The organism is Acinetobacter lwoffii (genome assembly GCF_015602705.1).
In the GTDB taxonomy this organism is placed as follows: Bacteria; Pseudomonadota; Gammaproteobacteria; order Pseudomonadales; family Moraxellaceae; genus Acinetobacter; species Acinetobacter lwoffii_E.
Genome location: NZ_CP059081.1, coordinates 1,214,687 through 1,228,532, shown reverse-complemented (window position 1 = coordinate 1,228,532; position 13,846 = coordinate 1,214,687). Strand labels below are relative to the sequence as shown.

General features: G+C 45.2%; 12 protein-coding genes. 3 read left to right on the top strand and 9 right to left on the bottom strand.

Going from position 1 to position 13,846, the window contains the following annotated elements; genetic code table 11:
* Positions 1–67: 67 nt before the first annotated feature.
* Genes H0S56_RS05885 through H0S56_RS05870 form a run of 4 tightly spaced genes read right to left on the bottom strand, consistent with a single transcriptional unit; the run spans position 68 to position 3,802 of the window.
* Positions 68–1,111 (bottom strand): alpha/beta hydrolase, encoded by a 1,044-nt coding sequence (locus H0S56_RS05885; RefSeq protein WP_195725881.1) that lies wholly within the window; start codon positions 1,109–1,111, stop codon positions 68–70.
* The gene (locus H0S56_RS05880) at positions 1,111–2,250 is read right to left on the bottom strand and encodes a YdcF family protein (protein WP_195725880.1); all 1,140 of its coding nucleotides are present in this window, start codon (positions 2,248–2,250) and stop codon (positions 1,111–1,113) included. Before H0S56_RS05880 ends, H0S56_RS05885 begins: the two co-directional genes overlap by 1 nt.
* A gap of 1 nt (position 2,251) precedes the next feature.
* Positions 2,252–3,292 carry a UDP-N-acetylmuramate dehydrogenase gene (gene murB, locus H0S56_RS05875; protein ID WP_195725879.1) on the bottom strand — a complete coding sequence of 347 codons (1,041 nt, stop codon included), beginning with the start codon at positions 3,290–3,292 and terminating at the stop codon, positions 2,252–2,254.
* A gap of 3 nt (positions 3,293–3,295) precedes the next feature.
* Complete coding sequence (locus H0S56_RS05870; RefSeq protein ID WP_004278810.1) at positions 3,296–3,802, bottom strand: low molecular weight protein-tyrosine-phosphatase; 507 nt, start codon at positions 3,800–3,802, stop codon at positions 3,296–3,298.
* A gap of 120 nt (positions 3,803–3,922) precedes the next feature.
* On the opposite strand from H0S56_RS05870, the gene H0S56_RS05865 reads away from it, so the two are divergent.
* Positions 3,923–5,083 carry an iron-containing alcohol dehydrogenase gene (locus H0S56_RS05865; protein ID WP_195725878.1) on the top strand — a complete coding sequence of 387 codons (1,161 nt, stop codon included), beginning with the start codon at positions 3,923–3,925 and terminating at the stop codon, positions 5,081–5,083.
* Between the two features lie 44 nt (positions 5,084–5,127).
* Complete coding sequence (locus H0S56_RS05860; protein ID WP_005252181.1) at positions 5,128–5,562, top strand: acyl-CoA thioesterase; 435 nt, start codon at positions 5,128–5,130, stop codon at positions 5,560–5,562.
* Positions 5,563–5,570: 8 nt separating this feature from the next.
* On the opposite strand, the gene dnaX is transcribed toward H0S56_RS05860, so the two are convergent.
* The 5 genes from dnaX to H0S56_RS05835 all read right to left on the bottom strand — a co-directional run bounded on the left by dnaX (position 5,571) and on the right by H0S56_RS05835 (position 12,087).
* Entirely contained in the window at positions 5,571–7,703 is a 2,133-nt protein-coding gene (gene dnaX / locus H0S56_RS05855; protein ID WP_195725877.1) for a DNA polymerase III subunit gamma/tau, read from the bottom strand.
* A 133-nt stretch (positions 7,704–7,836) separates the two neighbouring features.
* Positions 7,837–8,280, bottom strand: a complete 444-nt coding sequence (locus H0S56_RS05850; protein ID WP_195725876.1) for a copper resistance protein NlpE N-terminal domain-containing protein — start codon at positions 8,278–8,280, stop codon at positions 7,837–7,839.
* A gap of 78 nt (positions 8,281–8,358) precedes the next feature.
* The gene (locus H0S56_RS05845; RefSeq protein WP_195725875.1) at positions 8,359–9,624 is read right to left on the bottom strand and encodes a serine hydrolase domain-containing protein; all 1,266 of its coding nucleotides are present in this window, start codon (positions 9,622–9,624) and stop codon (positions 8,359–8,361) included.
* A 59-nt stretch (positions 9,625–9,683) separates the two neighbouring features.
* Positions 9,684–10,538: a MaoC family dehydratase gene (locus tag H0S56_RS05840; protein WP_195725874.1), complete on the bottom strand. Its 855-nt coding sequence runs from the start codon at positions 10,536–10,538 to the stop codon at positions 9,684–9,686.
* 157 nt (positions 10,539–10,695) lie between these two features.
* Complete coding sequence (locus H0S56_RS05835) at positions 10,696–12,087, bottom strand: 3-oxoacyl-ACP reductase (RefSeq protein WP_195725873.1); 1,392 nt, start codon at positions 12,085–12,087, stop codon at positions 10,696–10,698.
* 240 nt (positions 12,088–12,327) lie between these two features.
* Between H0S56_RS05835 and H0S56_RS05830 the strand changes: the two genes are divergently transcribed.
* Positions 12,328–13,845: an acetyl-CoA C-acetyltransferase gene (locus H0S56_RS05830; protein WP_195725872.1), complete on the top strand. Its 1,518-nt coding sequence runs from the start codon at positions 12,328–12,330 to the stop codon at positions 13,843–13,845.
* The last annotated feature ends 1 nt before the right edge of the window (position 13,846 follow it).

Here is a 13,846-nt window from a genome sequence, read left to right as displayed (position 1 = left end):
TGATGCATTTAAAATCAAAAAAGGCGTTTAATTCAAATGCCTTTTTAAATATTCAATTTTCAATCTATCAATAATAAGTTTTGCTGCCATGTGCATGTAAAAAGGCAGGAATCAAACCCGTGAGTGCAGCACGAATATCAGCACGCTCATTGATTAACTGATGCGAACCTTCTTCTAGCATCAGCAAAGTTTGGAGCCGGAATTTACGCCGGATAAATTCGATATTATAACGCCAGTCGACAGTCTGATCCTGTGCACCCTGCGCCAGCCAGACTGGAATACGACAAGCCGGACGCGCTTCCATTTCCAGCATCCAGCGTGACATCGCTAAAATCCAGTCCATGCCCATTATTCGCGGTTGTAATGGATCTTTAAGCCGGATAAAACGCAAAAACTCCGGATTATGGTTATTGCGTCTGAAATGTCGGGGAACTTCACGTTTGATTCGGCTAATAATGCCCAATCCGACCGAATTATGCCACCAGGCAGTTTTAGCGGGACGAATCAATGGTGATAACAATAAGACTCGTTCAACAAAAGGATTTTCACGACGTTCCGCAAACTCCAGTAAATGGTGCATCCAGATCGCACCGCCGGTACTCTGCCCGATGCCGACCCAAGGTTTAGGTAATTGTGAAGCGTGCTGCACATAACGATGTACGGCATGTAAAACCTGCTGATAATGATCAAAATTCTGAATGCTGGCAGGTGAACCATCACTCAGACCATGTCCCGGCAGATCATAGGTTAATACGCTAAAACCCTGTTCCAAAAGCTCTTTGACAATGGGCTGATAAATGCCGCTATGTTCCAGATAACCATGCAGCAAAAAAGCGGTTCCCTGAATCTTATCAAAGCGGGTATTTTCCAGATTTGGCTCAAACACCTGTACATGTAACCTGAATAAAGGCATCTGTACATAGCCCTGCCAGTGTTTGCAGTCCAGTAAGTCAAAACCATAAAGCTTGCGATAGGACTGCAGATCAATCGGCGGTTCATCACTACGATTCAGGTTTAAAGGTGGCAAGAGTTGAGGCGTAACATCCCGACTCGGAATGGGTAAATCCAGCTGTTTCAGAATGGTGGGATTTAAAAATGGGATATCAGACATTATGGCACCTCCCGACAGTCACTGGATCCAAACCACATATCGCGCATGGTCGCCAACATTTCATAATTGGCACGACGACTGTGATCATAATTTTGTGCACTTGGACGCCACCGTGTCAATGGCGTTGGCATCGGTGCTTCTACCGGAATGGTTTGTATGCCATTTAACGCAAATAAACGGCGGGTACGCGGCATATGATAACGATCCGTAATCAGAATCACTGTAGGCGCTCCACCTTTCTTTTGTAATAATAATGAACTGAAACGGGTATTTTCACAGGTGTTCATGCTGCGATCTTCCAGTAATTTGGCATCGACACCATGATTTTTTAACCAGCGCTGCATATACGGTGCTTCGACCCCACTCAGAACAATCGGCAACTGGTAGTGTTTCTCTACTGCCAGCGTGGTTTCCAGACGTAGTCGCGTATAGTTATTGACTACAATTTCTTTGCTTTGTTCATCCAGAGTTAAGCCACCACCCAATACCACAATCGCATAAGGCTGAGAGCGATTCGCGGGTTTAGCCTGCTGTTGCTCTTGCAGTAAAGCCAAGTCTTGCTGGATCTCCTCTCCATCAGTTTCCTGTACCGAACTGGCTTCCCCTTGTTCCAGCGGATGCGTCATCAGAAACTCCATATATTGCTCAATGCGTTCCTTGTTTTCACTACTGTCCCACTCCAGCAACTCCCGGAGATTTGCTGTCGGATCGACTGGTTCTGCATCTTTCTGAGAGGACAATAACGGCACCTGAGCAGGTGGACTTTGCTCTGTTTTTTGATCTTGCTGCTCGCGTTGATATTCTTCAATTACTTGCTGCAGCGCTTTATAACGTGCCTGAATCAGCATCAGGTTGGCCGAGTTATTTTGCTGGATATCCTGTTCCATGACCTTTAAATATGCCTGACGGGCTATCCACAAATCAGATCCAGGTTCTAGATTTTCATGCTCGCTTAATGCTGCCATTTTCTGGCTTTGGGCCGCGACTTCATTTAGCTCTAAGGAGACAAACTGGTTTAAGCCCTTGACGATCATTTTTGAGTAAAAAGGCGTATAAACCAACACCAGTAGACAGCCGCATAGTACAAATAGTCCAGTGACAATTTGTAGCAAACGTACCATCCAATGGGTGTTTTTCATGTTATTCCTCTTCCTGATGAGAACGGATCAAGCCATTTTTATTGAACAATACAGGTTCAGGTTCCAGCATCAGACTAAATTTCTCCCAAACCGATTGCTGTACTGCACGATACGTTTTACGGACATCGGTGAGAGAGGCCTGACCATAATTCACCAACACCAGCGCCTGTTTATGAAACATGCCGACAGGCCCCAACTGTTTACCCTTCCAGCCCGCCTGATCAATCAACCAGCCTGCTGCCAGTTTAACTTGAGCATTCGTTTGCTGGTAATGGGGTAAATTCGGGAAAGATACAGCAATTTGGTCAAAGACCGCCTGATCAACCACCGGATTTTTAAAGAAGCTGCCCACGTTGGGAAATTCTTGTGGATCAGGCAATTTACTCTGGCGAATCTGGATGACCTGTTGCTGCAAGTTTTCTGCTGTGAGCTGATCACCGACCGCAGTCTTCAGATCACCATAATTCAGTTTCAAATCTGGCTGTTTAAGTAATCTAAAAGTCACATGGGTAATCACATAACGGTTGGGATCATCTTTAAAAATACTATGCCGGTAGGCAAACTGACAATCTGCTGCCTGAATCGAAGCAAACTGTTTCAATTGTCGGTCATAGACCTCAACAGAATCGATGAATTCTCCGACTTCGACACCATAAGCGCCAATATTCTGTACTGGCGAAGCACCGACACGTCCAGGAATCAGGGCCAAATTTTGTAAACCATACAGACCTTGTGCTGTAGTCCAGAGCACGAAGTCATGCCAGCCTTGTCCGCCGCCTACACGTAAACGTTGCGACTGATCATCAGCATCCAGCATTTCTATGCCTTGAATATCCATATGCAGAACCAGTGCATCAATCTGCTCCGGCAACAACATATTACTGCCGCCTGACAGGATCAGCAAATTGAGTTGCTGCTGTTCCGCAAAATCCAGTGCAGTTAGCAGATCAGCGGTGGATTGAATCTGAGCATAGTGCGAAGCAACTGCTTCTAAATTTAAGGTATTAAAAGGTTTAAGTTGAACCTGGGTTTGAATCTGCATCGCTTAAACCTTGTGTAAATTCTGTTTAAAAATCTCAATCCAGGCCTGGCTGCTGGACTCACACTGATCAAGCACCCGTTCAAAGCCATCCGCTTCGCCATAATAGGGATCCGGTAAGGCCTGTTTCGGATAGGTCTGATCATGTTCACTCATCAATGCCACACGTGCACGTACATGACCAAACTGAGTTTCTGCCAGACGCTGTATGTTCTGGATATTGGATAAATTCTCCAGATCCATCGCCAGAATCAGATCATAATCAATAAAATCATGCGGAATAAGTTGACGTGCGCGAAGTGCTGAAAGGTCATAGCCACGTTTCAGCGCATGCTGCTGGCTACGCAAGTCCGGTGCCTTGCCCGGATGATAATTACTGGTTCCGGCAGAATCGACCACAATATTCAGTTGCTGTTCATCACAATAATGTCTGAGTACAACTTCTGCCGTGGGAGAGCGGCAAATATTCCCCAAACAAACACATAACACCTTGTATGGCGTTCTGGATGACATAAACAACCTCAGAGCTACTTTATTTTAAGGATTCTTATGTTAAGTTATTTATATACTGATTCCTATCTTACAACCATAGAATAATCTCGTATTTGCAATAAAAAAATCAAGGATATCGCCATGAATCGTTTTCAGTTTCAAACCGTCCCCAATATCATTGCCGGACTAGGCACGATTCAGGAATTATTTAAAATTCTAAAAAATGGCCGTTATCAACGTCTTCTGCTAGTGACTGACCCGGGGATGCTGAAGCAGCAATTACATCTGCCGCTTCTTGATATTATTGAATCTGCCGGGCTGGAGTACGTGATTTACTCGGATGTTCAGGCCGATCCGCCCGATACAGTGGTGCTTGAAGCGGCGGCTTTTGCAAAACAGGAAAATATTGATGTGGTGCTGGGCTTTGGTGGTGGCAGCTCGATGGATGTGGCCAAACTCATTGCAATTTTGGCGCATCCCGAGCAGCATCAGACACTGTCCGATCTGTATGGCGTTGATAATGCTACCGGACCGCGTTTAGCTTTAATTCTGGTACCGACCACCGCTGGAACAGGTTCGGAAGTGACGCCGATTTCGATTGTCACCACAGGTGAAACGACCAAAACTGGCATTGTCGCGCCCATTCTCTATGCAGATATTGCCATTCTGGATGCAACCTTTACCCAAAATCTTCCGGCACAGATCACTGCCGCCACCGGCATTGATGCCATGGTACATGCCATTGAAGCCTATACCTCAAAACACAAGAAAAATCCTTATTCGGATATGCTGGCCAAACAGGCTTTAAGATTACTGAATGCCAATCTGCAACGTGTACTGCAAAACGGTCATGATTTAGATGCCCGCCAAAATATGCTGGTCGGTTCCATGCTGGCCGGACAAGCCTTTGCCAATGCACCAGTCGCTGCCGTACATGCGCTGGCTTATCCACTGGGTGGACATTTTCATCTTTCGCATGGGCATAGCAATGCACTGGTTCTAACTGAAGTATTAAAGTTTAATGCGCCAGCGGCCAAACAGCTCTATGCGGAATTGATGACCTGGCTGGATCCCCGTAGTAAAGGTTGCCATGATGGCCTGACCGATCTGTTTATTGATCATTTTAATAATCATCTGATGCAAAGCGGTTTGACTCTAAAACTAAATCAGTTGAATGTTCCAGAACATATGCTGCAGGTGATGGCAGAAGATGCGATGCAACAAAGCCGGCTGTTGCAGAATAATCCACGTGAACTCAAGGTGGAGGATGCTTATCAGATTTATCAGGCGATCTATTCCTAGATCAATTTCCACCTAAGCCTTATCTAGCTGAGGACTGAATAGTGATGAAAGCCACCATCAAACAGCGTGAACACTATACTTTTTTCCTGCCCATTCAAACCCGTTGGGCAGACAATGATCTGTACGGCCATGTCAACAATGTGACTTATTATAGTTATTTTGATACCGCAGCCAATGCCCTGCTGATTCAGGAAGCTGATTTTGATCCTAAATACTCCCCGATGATTGGCTTGGTAGTCAGCTCCAACTGTCAGTTTAATCAGGAACTGTCTTATCCGGAAATTATTGAAGTGGGCGTGGCCATTGAAAGCATGGGAAGCTCATCACTCAGCTATGATCTGGCTATTTTTAAACGCAACTCAGATACAGCCGCCGCGCAAGGCAATTTTGTCCATGTATTTGTCGATCGTGAGACACGAAAAAGCACCCCGATTCCAGTTGAAATGCGGGATGCTTTATCTCGATTTGTTGTGACTTAACATCCAGCCTATTTCAGCTGAATATTTTGCAGTTCACCGTCAAACTGCTGTAACAGATTGCGTACTGCCGGTTCAGCATGTAACAATTCTTCGGCACGTTTAAAGGCACGTGCCTTACGCTGATGCTGCATGGTATATGGCGTTAACTGGTCCACATTTTCAAATTTCACCTGGAAATTGGTTTGCGGCCATTGCTGTTGCAAAGCAGCTTCCAGATGATGTTGCAACTGGGTCAGCAACTGCTGGTACTGTTCAGGGATATGGAAAACGGATTCGCCATTCATCTGGCCAGTCATGATGCCATACTGTGCCAGTTCCTGTACTGCCGGAGAAAGCTGGCTGTTACGGAACCAGTATTCCCATTTTTCTACGCTCCACTCGCCTTCTAAGGTTTGCTCAGGTATCTTCAAAATATCCTGTGGCATCAGATTCTGCATATTTACATCTTGGGAAATGTCTTCCGGCAAAGCTGTCTGTGCGACTGGCTGAACCGGAGCTATATTTTTAAGAGCAGGCTGATCGGTTGTTTCCTGTGAAAGCTCTATTTCCGGTACAGCAAGACTAAATTCCTCATCAGCAGACATACTGTTTTGTGGTGGCTCACTAGGAATGACAGCATCTGCAGGAATAAACTCTTCAAGCAGCAAATCATCCGAACTGTTGCTGGTAGCAGGTGCTTCTGGCGTACTCTCGATTTCATCAAAACCAAATAAGCCTTTGTCATCATTTGGATCAAAAACAATCTGATCCGCAGACTGAATCTCTTCAATCACTGTTTGAGTTGCTACAGGCTGGACAGGTTCAGGTGCATTGATGTTGGTTGGCTCTTCCTCATCCAAAAAATCATCCGAAGAAGGTTCAGACGCTGATGCGACATCAATCTCCTCATCCGACTCATCGTCCAGAGAGAAATCATCAAATACCGGTTCTGCCTCCAATGATTGTGTTTCTACTGATTCAGATTGAAGTTGTGTCTGAACGGACTGCTGTAGACGTGTTGTACTGGTTGCTGCCTGTTGCGGTGCAGTCTCCTGCATCACCGGAATTTCGCTTGGCTGTAAGGGACAGAAAGCCAATAAACGTAGCACCGTCATCTCAAAACCTTGTTCCTGCGTAACTGCAAGCTGTAAATCGGCACGCCCCTTACAGGCAATCTGATAATAGAGTTGCAGGTCTTGTGCTGAAATTATAGCCGATAATTGCATGATCTTTTGATTGATCTCTGCACTATATTTCAGGCTTAAATCTGGTAAATATTGCAATAAGGCCAGTTCATGCAACGTCGAAATCAACTGGTCGAGCACCAGTGACACATCCAGAGCTTGCTGACGGAACTGCAGCAATAACTGACTGACCTGTGCTTTCTGGTTCTGGTGAATCGCCAGAATCAGGTCATAAATAATGGTGCGATCAATTAGCCCCAGCATGTCTTTGACGTCCTGATGCTGAATCGCACCCTGACCATAGGCAATCGCCTGATCAGTCAGAGACAAGGCATCACGCAGAGAACCTTGCGCAGATTCAGCAATCTGCCAGATGGCATCCTGATCAGACTGAATGCTTTCTTTGCTAAGAATATGGCCCAGATGATCAGTAATTTCATCGACTGCCAATGGACGCAAAGTAAATTGCAGACAGCGAGAAATTACGGTAATTGGCAGTTTTTGCGGATCAGTGGTTGCAAACAGAAATTTGACATGTTCTGGCGGTTCTTCCAGCGTCTTTAACAGCGCATTGAAAGAATGCGTGGACAGCATGTGCACTTCATCGATCAGGTAGACCTTAAAGCGGCCTTGAGTCGGTGCATAAGGAACATTGTCGAGCAGCTCGCGGGTATCTTCGACCTTGGTGCGTGATGCTGCATCGATTTCGATTAAATCAATAAAACGACCTTCATTGACTGCGGTACAGGTCGCACAGACCTCACAAGGCGTCGAGGTAATACCGGTCTCGCAGTTCAAGCACTTCGCCAAAATACGTGCAATCGTGGTTTTTCCGACACCACGCGTTCCCGTAAACAAATAGGCATGATGCAAACGGCCACGTTCGAGCGCGCTGGTTAAAGCACGTGATACATGGTTTTGCCCCACCAATTCATTAAAATTACGAGGACGGTATTTTCGCGCAAGTACTTGATACATGTATGCTCCTTTTTAAAGGTCTAAGCATACTGTTTTTTTATAAAATAGTGAAATGAATGCCGGTTTATAAAGAGTAAAAATCCCTTGATCAAAATCATTGAAAAAGGGATATAAAACAGATGCTTTTTTAAAATTAGACCGATTCAAACAGGATAAAGTCACTTTGCATCTGGTAGCGTTTGCCTGTTTGATCTTCACGAATTTCCAGAACATGCTTTTTCAGATCGACATAGAGCAGATTTCGGGTATCGACATTCAGCAGTTCAATCTTTTGTTGTGATTCATCCTGAAACCGAATCTGCCCGCTCATTGTTTCAATTTCATTATGACCACTTAAACTTTCACGCTGTAAAGTAAAGGTCTGATCTTCATTCAAGGTCAAGGCCACTGCCATGCCTGGACAGTCTTCACAACTTGAAAAACATCCCATACATGGTGTTGTGCCCTGATAACTCCCGACCCAGGCAGGAATCTGAGCTTTGGCTTCCATCACCGTTTTTGCAGCCGGCTGATTCGGCTCCTGACATCCGAACAACGCACTGCTTGCGACCAGAGGAATCACCAGCACTTTTTTCATTACTTCACACCACAGCCATGGACTGCGCGACAAAATAACATATTTAGCTAACGGGCTAAACTCCCAAATCAGGGATATTTAGCGCCAGCCTTTGCGACCGGTCAGTACCGCATCCGCACAGCGCAAGGTTTCTTGCGTCAGGCCCCAAAGACGGTAATCTCCAGTTAATGAACCTGTCGGGAAATTATGCGTATAGGCAAAACTCAAACCGCGCTCAGGATCGCACCAGGCACCAGAGCCATTAAACCCCATATGACCAAAACCTTTAGAGGCTTTTCCTAAAGTGAGAACACGGTGATAACCCAAGCGCCAGTGCATCGGTAAAGGCATGATCCGATCGCGTGTTTTGTACTGCACCTGACTCAGTCGCTGGAACACCTCAGGCGAAATCAGTTGCTGACCTTGCCATTCACCATGACTGGCCAGCATGGCATAGATTTTTGCCAGACTCTCTGCGGTAAAGACACCGTTAGCAGATGGGATAATGGCTTTTAGACCCTTTTCACTAAAGAAACTAAATTTCTTCATGCCTTTGGGAATCATTGCATCCTGAAAATCCTGTGGACTCTGACCGCTCCATACTAAGGCTCGTTCCATCAGGTTGGGTTTTCTTTGCATATTTTTTTTCACAGGCTGTGCTTGAGACTTGGCTACTTTAGGCTTTGAAATGGGTAAAGCCACCCGAGCTAACTCATTCGTCGGTACGCTAAAATAAGCACCATTTAATTGTAATGGTTGAACCAGATATTCCTGCATCAGTGCACCCAGTTTTTTACCAGTCGCTTTTTCTAATGCCCCACCCACCTGCCAGCCAAAAGTCAGCGGTTGATAAGCGGCATCTGTAGCAACCTGAAATCGTGGTTCAGCCGCCGCAATCCGGTCCAGCATCTGTGACCAGTCCGCCATTTCAGTGGCATCATCAATGATATTACGGATATCAAACAATCCGCTTTGATGACTCAGCATATGCGCCAGAGTAATATTTTCTTTACCCTTTTGCGCAAATTCAGGCCAGTATTCTGCAACTGATCTATCATAGTCCAAAAATCCCTGACTCACCAGAATATGCGCTAGGGTTGCTAATACACCTTTGCCAGTGGAATAGCATAGTGACATGGTATCGGGCTGCCAGCTTTCTGTGGCAGACTTCTTTCCGGTATAAATATCGACAACTTTTTGTCGCTGAAAATATACGACAAGTGCTGCACCACCCTGTTCAGTACGTGCATCCTGTAGGCGGCTAAACTGACGAGCAAGGTCGCGAAAACGCGCATCTACATTGCCCTGATAATTATGCTGATCAGCAAACAGATAATCTTTAATTGGCTGCATCATTCTATCCATAGAATATTGATCCCTTAAAATGAAAAAGCCTAAATCAGATTTAGGCTTTTGATTCAGATTTAAATTGCTTTGATATGACCGGTGACATGTGGTTTTTGATTCTTATTGTTTCGAATCAGGAAATCTGTATCATTCGCTGCCTGCGCGGTCAGGAACTCAACTTTAGATGGCAAATACATTGGCAACTTGAACCAGACATCAGCTTCATAAGCATCTGGCAATGACAGATTCGCCAGTGCTTTGGCCTTGCTCCACATGCCATGTGCAATTGCCTGTTTAAAGCCAAAGGCTTTCGCTGTGACTGCATGAATATGGATCAGGTTAAAATCACCTGAAGTCATAGCATAGCGACGACCAGTATTTTCCGAGATGTTCCATTCATTATTGAGTATATATTCTGGCGCTTGGCTTTCTGCAGGTTTGGCAGCAGCTTTAGCATTGGTCTTTTGACGTGACAGATAAGTCGTCAATGCTTCAACTACGACCTCACCTCCCACTTTGACTGTAGTCATGAAATCAAACTGCACACCTTTATCATGTGGCTGTAATTCACCAAATTTGCATGACAGGGTTAAGGTTTCATTGACGCCGATTTTACGGTATTGCTTGACCTGATTACGGATATGTACCAAGCCCAAGATCGGAAACGGAAATGCTTCTGAAGTCATCATGTGCATTTGCAGACTTTGTGAAAGTACCGTCAGATAGATTGCTGGAATATAACCATTATTTTTAAAACCACAAACTTCGTTATAGGCTTTCAGATGTTTCTGATCGACCTTGAATGAATCCACCACATATTCAACTTGCGGTAGAACTTTTTCAGCTTTCGGCTTTTTAAAAATCAAGCCCTGAATCACTTTTGGATAGGCTAAATAAGGTTTTGGAAGTTGACTAAAATGGCGCGTATTCATACTGAACCTTTAAAATATTCTTTTCATTTATATATGAGTGGAGTTCTCTCTCCCTTTGGGAGAGAGTTAGAGAGAGGGCTAAAAAAGGCCCCTAATCTCCCTCTCCTAAATCCTCTCCATGAGCTTTAATTAAACTGCAAGAAAGGACTTGAATGCTTTAAGCCCCTAACAGACTTTGACCACACACACGTACCACGTTGCCATTTAAACCTGTTGATGCAGTAGAAGCGAACATTGCAATCGTTTCTGCAACATCGACAGGTAGGCCACCTTGGCTCATCGAGTTCATACGGCGGCCCGCTTCACGGATCGCAAATGGAATCGCAGCCGTCATCTGTGTTTCGATAAAGCCCGGTGCAACGGCATTAATGGTTATACCATTTTTTAATGTCGGTGCTGTGAATTTCACCACGCCAATGACGCCAGCTTTAGATACTGCATAGTTGGTTTGACCCAGGTTACCTGCAATCCCTGAAATTGAGGATACACAGATAATACGACCATTGGCATTTAGACCATCGTTGGAGATCAAGTAATCATTCACGCGTTCAATTGCCGACAGGTTGATGTTAATCACCAGATCCCATAGTTCAGGCTTCATATTGGCCAATGTTTTATCACGAGTAATCCCGGCATTCTGCACAATGATATCCAGACCGCCATGCTCAGCTGCCGCTACCTTGATCTTTTCACCTGCATCTGCAGCTGTAATATCAATAGCCAAGGTAGAACCACCAATTTCACCAGCGACCCGATCAAGGTCCGCCTGCTGTTGTGGAACGTCCAGACAGATGACATGTGCCCCATCGCGCGCCAATACATGGGCAATCGCTTCACCAATACCTCGGCTTGCACCTGTCACAACCGCAGTTTTACCCGCTAATGGCTTGGTCCAGTCTACGTCTACTTTTTCAGCTGGTGAAACACGGATCACCTGACCAGAAACATAGGCAGAACGCGGAGAAACCGTAAAACGTAATGCAGATTCAAGATTTGCTTCAGCACCTGCATCGACATAGATCAGGTTTGCTGCAATACCTTTCTTGAATTCTTTAGCCACTGATTTCACGAAACCTTCCAGTGCACGTTGAGCAATTGCCTGGCTCACCGATTTTGCTGTTTCAGGTGTTGTACCGACAATTACAACACGACCAGAACTCTGGATCTGACGTGCAATCGGGTTAAAGAAATCATAAAGTGCTTTTAACTGTTCTGAATTTTCGATCCCTGAAGCATCAAAAATGATGACCTTGAATTTTGATTCTTTATCGCCCGGGTTAAACGCACCCAGATTCAGTCCAGATGCTGCAGCTGCCTGTTGCAGTTCAGCATTGTTACCTGCATAGCTGTTGGCATGGATATTTGCCAGAACCTGAGCAATAGCACCCGTCAATGGACTTGCTGGTGCTGCGCCCAATAATACTGCGCCTTTTACCACCGGCGTAGCAGACTCAAAACGGTCTAAAGAAGTTGGGGATGGCAGACCCAAATTTTTAATGACAAATTTACCAATAGGAGATTTTGCAAAAGTTTGGTACTGATCAGTCATGTTTATTATCTCTCATACAAATTAATTTTTGGTTGATCTAAAGTTATCCTTAAACTTCAATATGATGCCAGACACATATATTTCAATAGATCCGCCAGATTCCGCCCAATCATACTTGAGATAATAGGCAGATGACTTGACCTGAGCGCAGTCTGTAATGTCATTGTAGTCAATACAGCCTATCCTCTTCTATGCTAATGTAAGCGCCAAGAAGACGATCTATTTGCCTGGTAAAGCCTTATGAGCAAAACAACTCAAGAAAATCCAGCAGTCGAGAACTCTGCGACAGAAACTGTGTCAAAACCATCAACGCGCACCAAACGTAGCACTAAAAATACTGACACAGCCACTGGGACAGAAAAAAGTCCGACTAAAACCACGAGTACACGGAGCACACTTGCCCGTGCCAAAAATACGACTTCATCTGAAAAAGATTCAACCTCTACAACACAGACTTCTGTTCTACAGGAACCAAACATGAGCCAAAATACAGTTCGCCGCGTTGCGATTATCGGTGGTAACCGCATTCCATTTGCACGTTCTAATGGTGCTTACTTTACGGCATCCAATACTGACATGTTTACAGCAACCCTGAACGGCCTGGTTGAACGCTTTAATCTGCAAGGTCAACGCTTAGGTGAAGTGGTTGCGGGTGCAGTACTGAAACACAGCCGTGACTTCAATATGACCCGTGAATGTGTACTAAATACTGCCCTTGCACCTGAAACGCCTGCTTATGACATCCAGCAGGCATGTGGTACTGGTTTGCAAGCGGCATTTCTTGTTGCCAACAAGATTGCTTTAGGTCAAATCGAAGTAGGCATTGCAGGTGGTGTAGATACGACTTCTGATGCACCGATTGCTTTTGGTGACGGTTTACGTAAAGCATTACTTGAGCTAAACATTGCGAAAACTGCAAAAGACCGTCTGAAAGCACTGACCAAAATCAATGTGAAAGACCTTATGGATGCACCAAAAAATGGTGAGCCGCGTACAGGTCTGTCTATGGGTGATCATCAGGCGATTACTACACTGGAATGGGGAATTTCCCGTGAAGCACAGGATGAACTTGCTGCATCTTCACACCAGAAAATGGCTGCAGCGTATGAAGAAGGTTTCTTTGATGACCTGATCACACCATTCTTGGGTCTTCAACGTGACAATAACCTGCGTGCGGACTCAAGTGTTGAAAAACTGGCGAAATTAAAGCCGGCCTTTGGTAAGGGCGATGCCCGTACCATGACTGCGGGTAACTCTACGCCGCTAACAGATGGTGCTTCTTGCGTGCTCTTGGCTTCTGAAGAATGGGCGAAGGCAAATGGTCATGAAGTATTGGCTTACCTGACTTTCCAGGAAACTGCCGCAGTTGATTTTGTCGAGAAAAAAGAAGGCCTGTTGATGGCGCCTGCTTATGCCGTGCCGCGTATGCTGGAACGTGCAGGTCTGAAACTGCAAGACTTCGACTATTATGAAATTCATGAAGCTTTTGCATCTCAAGTATTGTCTACGCTGAAAGCTTGGGAGGATCCGAAATTCTGTAAAGAGCGTTTAGGTCTGGATGCACCATTAGGTTCAATTGACCGTGCAAAATTGAACGTAAAAGGCTCTTCACTTGCTGCCGGTCACCCGTTTGCAGCAACTGGCGGTCGTATCATTGCGACAGCAGCAAAACTGATTAACCAGAAAGGTTCAGGTCGCGTACTGGTATCGATCTGTGCAGCCGGTGGTCAAGGTGTAACGGCGATTATTGAAAAATAAT

Bases quoted from the DNA above. Each gene is read 5' to 3' on its own strand.
- H0S56_RS05885 (WP_195725881.1), bottom strand. From the start codon at position 1,111: ATGTCTGATATCCCATTTTTAAATCCCACCATTCTGAAACAGCTGGAT.
- H0S56_RS05880 (WP_195725880.1), bottom strand. From the start codon at position 2,250: ATGAAAAACACCCATTGGATGGTACGTTTGCTACAAATTGTCACTGGA.
- murB (WP_195725879.1), bottom strand. From the start codon at position 3,292: ATGCAGATTCAAACCCAGGTTCAACTTAAACCTTTTAATACCTTAAAT.
- H0S56_RS05870 (WP_004278810.1), bottom strand. From the start codon at position 3,802: ATGTCATCCAGAACGCCATACAAGGTGTTATGTGTTTGTTTGGGGAAT.
- H0S56_RS05865 (WP_195725878.1), top strand. From the start codon at position 3,923: ATGAATCGTTTTCAGTTTCAAACCGTCCCCAATATCATTGCCGGACTA.
- H0S56_RS05860 (WP_005252181.1), top strand. From the start codon at position 5,128: ATGAAAGCCACCATCAAACAGCGTGAACACTATACTTTTTTCCTGCCC.
- dnaX (WP_195725877.1), bottom strand. From the start codon at position 7,703: ATGTATCAAGTACTTGCGCGAAAATACCGTCCTCGTAATTTTAATGAA.
- H0S56_RS05850 (WP_195725876.1), bottom strand. From the start codon at position 8,280: ATGAAAAAAGTGCTGGTGATTCCTCTGGTCGCAAGCAGTGCGTTGTTC.
- H0S56_RS05845 (WP_195725875.1), bottom strand. From the start codon at position 9,624: ATGGATAGAATGATGCAGCCAATTAAAGATTATCTGTTTGCTGATCAG.
- H0S56_RS05840 (WP_195725874.1), bottom strand. From the start codon at position 10,538: ATGAATACGCGCCATTTTAGTCAACTTCCAAAACCTTATTTAGCCTAT.
- H0S56_RS05835 (WP_195725873.1), bottom strand. From the start codon at position 12,087: ATGACTGATCAGTACCAAACTTTTGCAAAATCTCCTATTGGTAAATTT.
- H0S56_RS05830 (WP_195725872.1), top strand. From the start codon at position 12,328: ATGAGCAAAACAACTCAAGAAAATCCAGCAGTCGAGAACTCTGCGACA.